The following is a 12043-nucleotide window of genomic DNA, read 5'->3' as shown; positions in this document are numbered from 1 at the left end:
TATCTGGCAGGTTTCTTCACTCAGGATGGTTTTTTAGGTCCGGCCTGCTCAAAAGGAAGGTGACCCATGCGTATAGACCGTTTAACCAGCAAATTGCAGTTAGCTCTATCCGACGCCCAATCCCTGGCCGTCGGCCTCGATCATCCAGGCATTGAACCGGCGCACTTGATGCAAGCGATGCTTGAACAACAGGGTGGTTCGATCAAACCCCTGTTGATGCAAGTCGGCTTTGACGTCAACAGCCTGCGCAAAGAGCTGACCAAAGAGCTCGACCAACTGCCGAAAATCCAGAACCCGACCGGCGACGTGAACATGTCGCAAGATTTGGCGCGTCTGCTCAACCAGGCCGATCGCCTGGCCCAGCAGAAGGGTGATCAGTTCATCTCCAGCGAACTGGTGTTGCTCGCCGCCATGGACGACAACAACAAGCTCGGCAAACTGCTGCTCGGCCAAGGCGTGAGCAAGAAAGCCCTGGAAAACGCGATCAACAACCTGCGTGGCGGCGAAGCGGTTAACGACGCCAACCACGAAGAGTCGCGTCAGGCGCTGGATAAGTACACCGTCGACCTGACCAAGCGCGCCGAAGAAGGCAAGCTCGATCCGGTGATTGGCCGTGACGACGAAATTCGCCGGACCATTCAGGTTCTGCAGCGCCGTACCAAGAACAACCCGGTGCTGATCGGTGAGCCTGGCGTGGGTAAAACCGCCATCGCCGAAGGCCTGGCCCAACGGATCATCAACGGCGAAGTGCCGGATGGTCTCAAAGGCAAACGTCTGTTGTCCCTGGACATGGGCGCGCTGATTGCTGGTGCCAAGTATCGCGGCGAGTTCGAAGAACGCCTCAAATCCCTGCTCAATGAGCTGTCGAAGCAGGAAGGGCAGATCATTCTGTTCATCGACGAACTGCACACCATGGTCGGCGCCGGTAAAGGCGAAGGCTCGATGGATGCCGGCAACATGCTCAAACCGGCATTGGCTCGCGGCGAACTGCACTGCGTCGGCGCGACCACGCTCAACGAGTACCGCCAATATATAGAGAAGGACGCGGCCCTCGAGCGGCGCTTCCAGAAAGTATTGGTGGAAGAGCCGAGTGAAGAAGACACCATTGCTATCTTGCGGGGCTTGAAAGAGCGGTATGAGGTTCACCACAAGGTAGCGATCACCGACGGCGCGATCATCGCGGCGGCCAAGCTCAGCCATCGCTACATCACTGACCGTCAGTTGCCGGACAAGGCCATCGACCTGATCGACGAGGCTGCCAGCCGTATCCGCATGGAGATCGATTCCAAGCCGGAAGTGCTCGACCGTCTGGAGCGTCGTCTGATTCAGCTGAAGGTGGAGTCCCAGGCGCTGAAGAAAGAAAGCGACGAAGCGGCGATTAAACGCCTGGAAAAACTCCAGGTAGAAATCGTTCGCCTGGAACGTGAGTATTCGGACCTCGAAGAAATCTGGAACGCGGAAAAGGCCGAAGTCCAAGGCTCGGCGCAGATCCAGCAGAAAATCGAACAGTCCCGTCAGGAGCTGGAAGCTGCCCGCCGCAAAGGCGACTTGAACCGCATGGCCGAGCTGCAATACGGGGTTATCCCGGACCTGGAGCGCAGCCTGCAAATGGTCGACCAGCACGGCAAAAGCGAAAACCAGTTGCTGCGCAGCAAGGTGACCGAAGAAGAGATCGCTGAAGTCGTGTCGAAGTGGACCGGCATTCCGGTGTCGAAAATGCTCGAAGGCGAGCGCGACAAGCTGATGAAGATGGAAAGCCTGTTGCACCAACGTGTGATCGGCCAGGACGAAGCGGTGATCGCGGTCTCCAATGCGGTGCGGCGTTCCCGTGCCGGGTTGTCCGACCCGAATCGCCCGAGTGGTTCGTTCATGTTCCTCGGCCCGACCGGGGTCGGTAAGACCGAGCTGTGTAAGGCGCTGGCCGAATTCCTCTTTGATACTGAAGAGGCGATGATTCGCATCGATATGTCCGAGTTCATGGAGAAACATTCCGTGGCTCGACTGATTGGTGCGCCACCAGGCTACGTAGGCTATGAAGAGGGCGGTTACCTGACTGAGGCGGTGCGTCGCAAGCCTTACTCGGTAATCCTCCTGGACGAGGTCGAGAAGGCCCACCCGGACGTCTTCAACATCTTGCTGCAAGTGCTGGAAGACGGCCGACTGACGGATAGCCATGGCCGCACGGTGGATTTCAAAAACACCGTGATCGTCATGACCTCAAACCTGGGCTCGGTACAGATCCAGGAGTTGGTCGGTGATCGTGAAGCCCAGCGCGCGGCAGTGATGGATGCGATTTCCACGCACTTCCGGCCGGAGTTCATCAACCGAGTCGACGAAGTGGTGATCTTTGAACCGTTGGCGCGGGATCAGATTGCGGGCATCACCGAGATCCAGTTGGGTCGTCTGCGCAGTCGCCTGACCGAGCGTGAGCTGAAACTGGAGCTCAGCCCTGAGGCGATGGATAAGTTGATCGCAGTGGGTTACGACCCGGTCTATGGCGCACGGCCGCTCAAACGAGCGATCCAGCGCTGGATCGAGAACCCGTTGGCGCAGTTGATTCTGTCCGGTCGTTTCCTGCCGGGCGAGACGGCTGTCGGCATTGTAGAAAACGACGAAATCGTTTTCTCCTGAGCCGTAATGCCAGTGAAATAAAGAAGGCCTCGCATTGCGAGGCCTTTTTTTCGCCAGGCTGTTGAACTCTAAGGAAAAGGCTTGTAAAGTGCGCCCCGCAGTAAGTCACCCGGAAGGGTTTCTGCTCCCCAAGCAGAAATCTGAAATAAGTTGCAAATCATTAACTTGAATGCAATTTAGGGGGTTGACAGAGGTGCTTAAGATTGTAGAATAGCGCGCCTCAGACACACGAACGCAGCGATGCGAACGGGTCGAAGAGATGCAGCAAGCTTCACCGTTGTAAATTGAAATATGTAGTTCCGTGATAGCTCAGTCGGTAGAGCAAATGACTGTTAATCATTGGGTCCCAGGTTCGAGTCCTGGTCACGGAGCCAATTTCAAACCGGGGTATAGCGCAGTCCGGTAGCGCGCCTGCTTTGGGAGCAGGATGTCAGGAGTTCGAATCCCCTTACCCCGACCATTTTTGGGTCGTTAGCTCAGTTGGTAGAGCAGTTGGCTTTTAACCAATTGGTCGTAGGTTCGAATCCCACACGACCCACCATTTTTGAAACCAGTTAACGCTGGGATCAGATCTTAAGATCAGAGGCCAAAAGCGCTGATCGAAGAAGAAGGCGACTGAGTGGTCGCCTTTTTTTTACCGGGGTATAGCGCAGTCCGGTAGCGCGCCTGCTTTGGGAGCAGGATGTCAGGAGTTCGAATCCCCTTACCCCGACCATATTAAAAATCCTCGTATCGAAAGATACGGGGATTTTTTTTGTCTTTGAAAAAGTGAATACGCTTCAAGTCGTCGTACAACTTGCCGATAACGAGCCATCGGAGCGCAAACAGCGCTTCCCTCCCGCCCATAAAAAGAAAAGGCGCTCGTTATGTTTCTTCGTCAGCTGAATATTGCCCCTCGTGCAGCGCTGGGTTTTGCCTTGATTGCGGTGCTGGTGGCATTGCTCGGGGTATTTGCACTGGGGCAGATGTCGAGCATTCGTGACAGCGAGGTGGCGGTGGAAAGCCAGTGGCTGCCGAGCATCCGTGGCGGCGACGAGATTCGCGAGATCATGCTGCGCATTCGCACCATTTCCCTGCGCATGGCCCTGGACCAGGATCCGAAGAACATCGCGCAATACCGCAGCCAGATGGACACCCGGGACAAGGAGCTGAGCGACAAGATTGCCGCCTATGACAAATTGGTCAACACCGCTGAAGGCAAGCAGTTGTATGACCAATTCAAAAGCACCTTCGCCGCTTACCGCTCGGGCATCGCCCAGTCGTTCACCTTGGCCGAACAAGGTCGTCACGATGAGTTGACCAAGCTGCTGCTGGTGGACATGAAGACCGTGGTCGATGGTTCCGGCAAACAGCTCAATGACTTGGCAGATCTGTTCGCTAAACAAGTCGCCGCCGAAAGCCAGAATTCTGCAGCGCACTACGAAACATCGCGGACGATCGTCAGCCTGTTCATCGCCCTGGCGGCGCTGGCCACCGTCGGTTTGGCGATGTTGCTGACTCGCAGCATCGTGCGCCCCCTGAACGAAGCCTTGAATGCCGCAGAAAACGTGGCCCGAGGCGATCTCACCAACCCGATCCAGACCCATGGCAACGATGAAGTCAGCCGCTTGCTCAAGGCGCTGGCGACCATGCAGCAGAACCTGCGCGAAACCCTGCAAGGCATCAGCGGTTCGGCCACCCAACTGGCCACGGCGGCCGATGAATTGAACGCAGTGACTCTCGACAGCACCCAAGGCCTGCAACAGCAGAACAACGAGATCGAGCAGGCTGCCACCGCAGTCAATGAGATGACCACTGCCGTGGAGGAAGTCGCGCGCAATGCGGTGTCGACGTCTGACGCCACACGCCAGTCCAGCGAGTCGGCGCATCTGGGCCAGGAGCGAGTCAGCGAAACCGCCAGCGCCATCAGCGCCCTCGCCAGCGATGTACAACACACCGGCGAACTGGTGCAGTCGTTGGCCAATCAGTCCCAGGACATCGGCAAGGTGCTGGACGTGATTCGGGCCATCGCTGAGCAAACCAACCTGTTGGCGCTCAACGCTGCGATTGAAGCAGCGCGCGCGGGGGAGAGTGGTCGCGGTTTTGCGGTGGTCGCAGATGAAGTGCGGGCACTGGCGCATCGCACGCAGCAGTCGACCCAGGAGATCGAGCAAATGGTTCAGGGCATGCGCAGCGGGTCGAGCCTGGCGCTCGACTCCATGCAAGCCAGCGCTTCTCGGGCAGCCAGTACGTTGGTGTTGGCCGAGCGTGCCGGCGAGGCCTTGCAGACTATCACTACCTCGGTGCACGAGATTCACGAACGAAACCTGGTGATTGCCAGTGCGGCCGAAGAGCAAGCGCAAGTCGCGCGGGAAGTTGATCGCAACCTGGTGAATATCCGTGACCTGTCGGTGCGCTCTGCCGCTGGCGCCGATCAGACCAGCGCCTCCAGCCATGAACTGTCCAAACTGGCCAATGCACTGCAAGGCATGGTGCAACGCTTTCGGGTGTAAACGAAAGGCAGGTTAAACCGAGGTGAATGCATCGCGGGCAAGCCACGCTCCCACAATTGATCTTTGTTGGTCGCACATTTTGTGCGCGACGCAGATCCAATGTAGGAGCGAGGCTTGCCCGCGAAGAGGTCCTAACCAGCGCCGAAAATATTAGTGCAGTTTCAGCCGCGGCTCAGTCCCGCGCCCAATCTTGCTACCGAGCATCAACATCGCCGTCCGAAACGCGCCATACAACGCCATCTGATGCATCCGGTACAACGACACGTAAAACATCCGCGCCAGCCAGCCTTCCAGCATCACGCTGCCGGTGAGGTTGCCCATCAAGTTACCCACAGCCGAAAAACGCGACAGCGAGATCAGCGAGCCGTAATCGGTGTACTTGTACTCCGGCAATGCTTTGCCTTCGATCCGCAGCTTCAGGGATTTGGCCAGCAACGACGCCTGTTGATGCGCAGCCTGGGCCCGTGGCGGTACGTTGCGGTCGGTGCCCGGTTGCGGGCAAGCGGCGCAGTCACCGAAGGCGAAGATGTTCTCGTCTCGGGTGGTTTGCAGGGTCGGCAGCACTTGCAGCTGGTTGATGCGGTTGGTTTCCAGGCCATCGATGTCCTTCAGGAAACCCGGTGCACGAATCCCGGCGGCCCAGACTTTCAGGCTGGCGTTGATCACTTTGCCATCGGCAGTGATCAGGCTGTCGGCGGTGACTTCACTGACGGCCGCATTGGTCATGACGTTGACCCCGAGTTTCTCCAGGGTTTTATGCACAGGCCCGCCGATACGTTCCGGCAAGGCTGGCAGCACCCGTGGCCCGGCTTCGATCAGGGTGATGTGCATGTTTTCCGGTTTGATCCGGTCCAGACCGTAGGCTGCCAATTCATGGGCGGCGTTGTGCAGTTCTGCCGCCAGCTCGACGCCAGTGGCCCCGGCGCCAACGATGGCCACGCTGATTTGCTCCTCGACATCGGTTTGCCCGGCATGGGCGCGCAAGTAATGGTTGAGCAATTGCTGATGAAAACGCTCGGCCTGTTTGCGGGTGTCGAGGAACAGGCAGTGCTGCGCTGCGCCCTGGGTGCCGAAATCGTTGGTGGTACTGCCGACGGCAATCACCAGCGAGTCGTAGCCCAGTTCACGGGCCGGCACCAGTTCCACGCCGGCGTCGTCGTAGGTGGCGGCCAGCTGGATTTTTTTCTGTGCGCGATCAAGCCCGCTCATGCGCCCCAGCTGGAACTCGAAGTGGTTCCATTTCGCTTGGGCAACATAGTTGAGTTCGTCTTCGGATGAGTTCAGCGACCCTGCCGCCACTTCGTGCAACAGCGGTTTCCATATGTGGGTCAGGTTCGCGTCGACCAGCATCACACTGGCCGTGCCGCGCTTGCCCAGAGTCTTACCCAGACGGGTAGCCAACTCCAGACCGCCGGCGCCGCCGCCAACGATAACAATACGATGAGTCATGGGGATATCTCGCAAGGCTAAAAGAAATCGGTGCGATTACCCGAGCGAGCGCGAGGCAGCTCATAGCGTCAGGTAACTGATCAGTCGGCTCAACAGGCCCAAACCAATGGTCACTGCCAGCACCACCACCAGGAGCATCCACGGCCTGAAAGGCCGGCGCTCGACTTGGTGTTGGGACAAGTGCAGGTACTCTTCGACATGCTTCTGGTCGTCGGGGTTCAGGCGGCTGGTCATATTAGGCCTCGTCAGGGGAGTAGACGTTGCTGAATGTGTAGAAGCTACAGGCAGATTTAACGAACGTTGAACGGAGCATAGCCGCTGTCCGGGATGGGCTCGACACTCACCGTATCGTCCAGTCGAATGATTCCACTTTGTATCACTCGGGCGGTGATTCCGCCATGGCCGCGAACGGCCTGAAATGTCCCGGGGCCGAGGTTGTTTTGAAGACGTGCGCAAGGTTGGCACCAGCCGGTGGTTTCGAAAATCGCCTGGCCGATTTTGAAGCGACGTCCCTTGAGGCTGAACAGGTTAATACCGCTGATAGCGAGGTTGCGCCGCAATTCATCAGGCAGCACCGGTTTTTCGTCCGGGCGTCCCATCAGCGAACTGATCACAGCCAGATGTTCCCACTGAATCAGCGTCACTTGCCGCGCATTGCGTACTCCGGGACGGGCGCGATCACCGGTCAGACCTGCCTCAAGTCGCGCTTCCACGGCATCCAGTTCGATCATCGGCACGTGAGGTTCCGGGCGCACACCGATCCAGCGCACGCGACCTTGTTGCGGCACTTCGGCAATCAATTCCTGCAACGGGCTCAAAGGCTGATCCCGACGTCGAAGACGATGCTGCGTCCCAGGTTGCTGCGCAGGAAATCCGGGGCATCCGGATGGGCAAAGAGCACGCGGGCGAACGTCGGGCCGACCAGCGATAACGAGCGCCAGCCTTGGCGCAGGTATTCGGTGGGTGGCGGGAAATGGCTGTTCAGGTCCAGCACTTCGCGCTTGAGACTGGCGAAGGCGATGATATCGAGCTCCCCCAAGTCCATCCCGCGTTCTTTGTAGTTGTGGGCTTTTTTGCGCAAGGTCGGCGCCAGTCTCAGCAAGAACTCATTGGCCGGAATGCGCCGGGGCTTGGCCTCGCGGCGCACCAGCGAACTCAGGGAAAACGCGCTGCGCCGACGTTGCAGTTCGTCGCGCCATTCGTCGTTGAGGCGCCGGCCTTCGTCGAGCACGAAGAACACCTCGAAACTGGCGTCCCGAAACAGCACGTCCGGTGGCTCGCCGGCCGGGGCGAATTCGTCGGCGCGATAGGGAATGTTCAAGCCTTGCAGCAGGCGTTGACAGACCCAACGCTCACGCTCCCATTTGCGGGCATTGGACAGGAACGCGTTGGCTTGCTCGGCCGCGATGGTCAGCAGGCGTAAATAATCTGAGTCATCCATAGGCCCAAGCTTAGCGTTCAAATGCGACAAGCAGATAGCTTTGCATCGAGCGGTGTAGACTTTTCAACTTAAGGATCCCAGCCTTCGGCAGCGCCTACGGGGTGGGAATGCTGAAACGTGAGGGAATCATGATCGGTGCTGAACTGTTGTCGTTCACAAGTCTGACAGTCGGCTGGCTGATTTATGTGCCCGTGGTGATTTGGGCGATCTGCCGCGCTCCGTGGGTCGAGTTATTCTCCGACCGGCGTCGGCAGCATTTGCTGTTTGGCACGGTGTTCGCGCTGTTTATGCTGTGGTTGGTGCGACGGGATTTTGATACCGGCGTGTCGTATCACTTTATCGGCATGACGGCGGTGACGCTCTTGTTGGACTGGCCGCTGGCGATTGTCGGTGGATTGGTCGCGCAACTGGGGCTGGTGCTGCTTGGGCGACAGGATTTGGTGGCTGTCGGGGTGAATGGCTCGCTGCTGATTCTGCTTCCGGTTCTGGTCACCGAGTGCTGCGCGATCTTGGTGGAGCGGGCGCAACCGCGTAATCCCTTTGTGTATATCTTCGTTTCCGGTTTCTTTGCGGCGGCGCTGTCGGCATTGCTCTGTCTGCTGGTGGGGCTCTGGTTGCTGTGGTTCGACGAAATTTTTGCCATGCCGTACTGGCTGGAAGACTTCATCGGCTATCTGTGGCTGATCATCTTTCCCGAGGCATTCATCAACGGCATGGTGATCAGCGCATTGGTGGTGTTTTGCCCCGAATGGCTGGAGACGTTCAATCGCACCCGCTACCTTTCGGCACCGTGGAAAGACGACGACCCCAAGTCTTGATCCACATCAAATCCCTCAATCACTGACGCTTCCATGCTTCGGGAAACCTACAGGAGCATCGAAATGAGTGTCTACGAGTGGGCAAGGCAGGAGTTGCGTCACAGTCTGGATGCGGCGCAGGAAGTGGGGTTTGATCCGGGGTTGAGCCTGCGCGCCTTGCTCAGCGCGGTGGTGCAACAGAGCAAGGCGGTGCGCAGTGTCGAGGATCTGGCGGATGAGTTGCAGTTTCTCGCAGAGAACCTCGATGAAGGCCAGGACTACGGTTTTATGCGGCCCTGACTTTTGAGGATAAAGACTCGGTTCAGTGACGCGGCTCGAAGTCTTCGCTGAACAGGTCGTCCTCGGCATCCGGGCTGACCGGAATCTTGTGTTCTTCCGACGCCCAGGCACCCAGGTCAATTAGTTTGCAACGGTCCGAACAGAAAGGCCGGAACGTGCTGGTGGCGCTCCATTCAACAGGGGCACCGCAAGTTGGGCAGGTGACGACAGGGGGTTGGCTCATGACTGGCCTCCACGCAAAGTTAGGTAAAAGTGATGCAGGCGTTCGACCTCACTGTGCAGCCAGGCGAGGTCGCGGTCATTGACCACCACATCGTCGGCATGGCTCACGCGATCCTGCCTGTTGGACTGGGCCTTGAGGATCGCCTGAACCTGTTGCTCGCTGGTCTGATCACGCTGCAGTGTGCGTTCGATCTGCAGTTGTTCCGGGGCGTCGATCACTAAAACCCGTTGGGTCATGGCGTACTGCCCGGACTCGATCAACAGCGGCGACACCAGAATTGCGTAAGGCGATTGTGCCTTGGCCAGATGATTAACGATTTCCTCGGCGATCAGCGGATGCAGCAGCGCTTCGAGCCAGCGGCGTTCTTCCGGGACTTCGAAGATCAGCTTGCGCAGTGCGCCGCGATCCAGTTGCCCGTCGGCTTGCAGCACGCCGGGGCCGAAGTGCTCGGCGATCTTCGCCAGAGCCGGGCGCCCCGGTTCCACCACCCAGCGTGCGGCGTGATCGGCATCGATCACGTGCACGCCCAAGTCGATAAAGTGCTGGGCGGCCGCGCTTTTACCGCTGCCGATGCCGCCGGTCAGGCCGAGAATCCAGGGTTTTTCCACGGGGGTATTCATTTAAAACCGACAAACTGCCAATAGAAGTCGGTTATTTGACCACCCCAGAGCAAGGCAATCCAGCCGGCAATTGCCAGATAGGGACCAAAGGGGATCGGCGTCGAGGTTTTCGCGTCCCGCAGGCGCAACAAAATCACCCCGAGAATGGCGCCCACCAAGGATGACAACAGGATCGTCAGCGGCAGGATCTGCCAACCGCCCCAGGCCCCCAGCATCGCCAGCAACTTGAAGTCCCCGTGACCGATGCCATCCTTGCCGGTGATCAGCTTGAACAGCCAGAACACCGACCACAGCGCCATATAGCCGGCCACTGCGCCCCACAAGGCATCGTGCAGCGGCACGAACAGGTCGAAGCTGTTGACGATCAGTCCCAGCCACAACAGTGGCAGCACCAACACATCGGGCAACAGTTGATGTTCGGCATCGATCAGGCTCATGGCCAGCAGGCCCCAAGTCAACACCAGCACCAGACAGGCAGGCCAGCCGAAACCGAAATGCCAGGCGATAAATGCCGAAAGCATACCGCAGGCCAGTTCGGTCAGCGGGTAGCGCTTGCTGATCGGTGTTGCGCAGTTTGAGCAACGGCCACGCAAAAACAGATAGCTGAGCACCGGGATGTTTTCCCAGGCACGGATTCTGTGGGCGCAGTGCGGGCACTGAGAGTGGGGCAGCATCAGGTTGTAGGTTGGCAGGGGCGTTTCGCCGGGCAGGCCCAATACATCGTGGGCTTGCATTCGCCATTCCCGCTCGAGCATTTTCGGCAGGCGCCAGATCACCACGTTGAGGAAGCTGCCGATCACCAGGCCGAGTACCAGGGCAGTGATCACGAAGGCCAACGGATAGAGACTCAGGTATTCATTCAAAGGCATGTCAGACCGCTGAGCCGAGTTGGAAGATGGGCAGGTACATGGCAATCACCAGCCCGCCGACGATAACCCCCAGCACCACCATGATGAACGGCTCCATCAGGCTGGTGAGGTTGTCGACCATGTTGTCCACTTCGTCCTCGTAAAAACTGGCGACCTTGTCGAGCATGTCGTCCAGGGCGCCGGACTCTTCGCCAATGGCGGCCATCTGGATCGCCATGTTCGGGAAGATGCCGGAAGTGCGCATGGCGAAATTCAGCTGCATGCCGGTCGACACGTCCTGCCTGATGCGCAACACCGCGCGTTTGAACACGATATTGCCGGTTGCGCCGGCCACCGATTCCAGGGCATCTACCAGTGGTACGCCGGCGGCGAACGTGGTCGACAGCGTGCGCGCGTAACGGGCTACGGCGGACTTGTACATCAGCGTGCCTACCAATGGCAGTTTCAACAGCCAGGTGTCCATCCGGTCGCGAAAAACCTGAGACTTTTTGAAGGCGCGACGCACGCCGTAGATCGCCACGACCAATGCGCCGAGGATCAGCCACCACCACTCCTGCATGAACTCCGACAGGCCGATCACCATCAGGGTGAAGGACGGCAGTTCGGCGCCAAACCCGGCGAACACCGTTTTGAATTGCGGCACCACTTTGACCAGCAGAATGCCGGTGACGATGATCGCGACGAACACCACGGCCAGTGGATACGTCATGGCTTTCTTGATCTTGGCCTTGAGGCTTTCGCTCTTTTCCTTATAGGTGGCCACCCGGTCCAGCAATGTATCCAGGGCGCCGGCTTGTTCACCGGCGTCCACCAGGTTGCAGTACAACTCATCGAAATATTGCGGCTTCTTGCGCAGCGATGCCGCGAAACTGTTACCCGCAGCGACCTCTTGTTTCACCTCGTCCACCAGCTTGCGCATGGCCGGGTTTTCGAAGCCTTCGCCGATGATGTCGAACGACTGCAACAGCGGCACGCCGGCCTTCATCATGGTCGCCATCTGTCGAGTGAACAGCGAAATGTCCTGAGCCTTGATGCGTTTGCCGAAGTTGAAAATCGAGGCGGATTTTTTGCGTATCTTGCCCGGATTGATGCCTTGCTTGCGCAGCTGCGCCTTGATCAGTGCCGGGTTCTGACCGCTCAGTTCGCCGGTCATTTTCGTGCCTTTCTTGTCCGTGCCTTCCCAGGCGTACACGCTGATTTTTGCTGCCTTGACCGCCATGT

The 12043-nt window shown here is 58.4% G+C and carries 12 protein-coding genes and 4 tRNA genes; 8 read left to right on the top strand and 8 right to left on the bottom strand.

Annotation, left to right across the window (positions count from 1 at the left end; all coding sequences use genetic code 11):
• The first annotated feature begins 66 nt into the window (after nt 1-66).
• The 6 genes from clpB (at nt 67) to JFT87_RS00255 (ending at nt 5123) form a co-directional block, all read left to right on the top strand.
• Nucleotides 67-2631 (top strand): ATP-dependent chaperone ClpB, encoded by a 2565-nt coding sequence (gene clpB / locus JFT87_RS00280; protein ID WP_201198048.1) that lies wholly within the window; start codon nt 67-69, stop codon nt 2629-2631.
• Nucleotides 2632-2929: 298 nt separating this feature from the next.
• Nucleotides 2930-3005: transfer RNA gene (locus JFT87_RS00275), tRNA-Asn, on the top strand.
• A gap of 9 nt (nt 3006-3014) precedes the next feature.
• A tRNA-Pro gene (locus JFT87_RS00270) sits at nt 3015-3091 on the top strand.
• Nucleotides 3092-3096: 5 nt separating this feature from the next.
• A tRNA-Lys gene (locus JFT87_RS00265) sits at nt 3097-3172 on the top strand.
• Between the two features lie 97 nt (nt 3173-3269).
• Nucleotides 3270-3346: transfer RNA gene (locus tag JFT87_RS00260), tRNA-Pro, on the top strand.
• Between the two features lie 151 nt (nt 3347-3497).
• Entirely contained in the window at nt 3498-5123 is a 1626-nt protein-coding gene (locus JFT87_RS00255; protein ID WP_201198047.1) for a methyl-accepting chemotaxis protein, read from the top strand.
• Between the two features lie 150 nt (nt 5124-5273).
• Here the strand turns inward: JFT87_RS00255 and JFT87_RS00250 are convergent, their stop codons facing one another.
• From JFT87_RS00250 to JFT87_RS00235, 4 genes are read right to left on the bottom strand one after another with little or no spacing between them, the layout of a single operon-like run.
• Entirely contained in the window at nt 5274-6572 is a 1299-nt protein-coding gene (locus JFT87_RS00250; protein WP_201198046.1) for an NAD(P)/FAD-dependent oxidoreductase, read from the bottom strand.
• Between the two features lie 60 nt (nt 6573-6632).
• Nucleotides 6633-6806, bottom strand: coding sequence for a DUF3094 domain-containing protein (locus JFT87_RS00245; RefSeq protein WP_007938396.1), 174 nt, complete (start codon nt 6804-6806; stop codon nt 6633-6635).
• A 56-nt stretch (nt 6807-6862) separates the two neighbouring features.
• Nucleotides 6863-7390 (bottom strand): MOSC domain-containing protein, encoded by a 528-nt coding sequence (locus JFT87_RS00240; RefSeq protein WP_201198045.1) that lies wholly within the window; start codon nt 7388-7390, stop codon nt 6863-6865.
• Nucleotides 7387-8013: a DUF1780 domain-containing protein gene (locus tag JFT87_RS00235; protein WP_008154887.1), complete on the bottom strand. Its 627-nt coding sequence runs from the start codon at nt 8011-8013 to the stop codon at nt 7387-7389. Before JFT87_RS00235 ends, JFT87_RS00240 begins: the two co-directional genes overlap by 4 nt.
• Nucleotides 8014-8141: 128 nt before the next feature.
• Here JFT87_RS00235 and JFT87_RS00230 point away from each other — a divergent pair, with 128 nt between their 5' ends.
• Nucleotides 8142-8831, top strand: coding sequence for an energy-coupling factor ABC transporter permease (locus JFT87_RS00230; protein ID WP_201205032.1), 690 nt, complete (start codon nt 8142-8144; stop codon nt 8829-8831).
• A gap of 63 nt (nt 8832-8894) precedes the next feature.
• Entirely contained in the window at nt 8895-9110 is a 216-nt protein-coding gene (locus tag JFT87_RS00225; protein ID WP_201198044.1) for a hypothetical protein, read from the top strand.
• Between the two features lie 22 nt (nt 9111-9132).
• On the opposite strand, the gene yacG is transcribed toward JFT87_RS00225, so the two are convergent.
• Genes yacG through JFT87_RS00205 form a run of 4 tightly spaced genes read right to left on the bottom strand, consistent with a single transcriptional unit; the run spans nt 9133 to nt 12041 of the window.
• Nucleotides 9133-9333 carry a DNA gyrase inhibitor YacG gene (gene yacG / locus JFT87_RS00220; protein WP_201194621.1) on the bottom strand — a complete coding sequence of 67 codons (201 nt, stop codon included), beginning with the start codon at nt 9331-9333 and terminating at the stop codon, nt 9133-9135.
• Nucleotides 9330-9953, bottom strand: a complete 624-nt coding sequence (gene coaE / locus JFT87_RS00215) for a dephospho-CoA kinase (RefSeq protein WP_201198043.1) — start codon at nt 9951-9953, stop codon at nt 9330-9332. The genes yacG and coaE overlap by 4 nt, the downstream gene beginning before the upstream one ends.
• Nucleotides 9950-10822, bottom strand: a complete 873-nt coding sequence (locus JFT87_RS00210; protein ID WP_201198042.1) for a prepilin peptidase — start codon at nt 10820-10822, stop codon at nt 9950-9952. Before JFT87_RS00210 ends, coaE begins: the two co-directional genes overlap by 4 nt.
• 1 nt (nt 10823) lies before the next feature.
• Complete coding sequence (locus JFT87_RS00205; protein WP_201198041.1) at nt 10824-12041, bottom strand: type II secretion system F family protein; 1218 nt, start codon at nt 12039-12041, stop codon at nt 10824-10826.
• Between the last annotated feature and the right edge of the window lie 2 nt (nt 12042-12043).

This window comes from Pseudomonas sp. TH15 (assembly GCF_016651105.1).
Lineage (GTDB): Bacteria > Pseudomonadota > Gammaproteobacteria > Pseudomonadales > Pseudomonadaceae > Aquipseudomonas.
The sequence above is the reverse complement of the archived record's forward strand: the minus strand, read 5'-3'. Positions and strand labels throughout refer to the sequence as shown.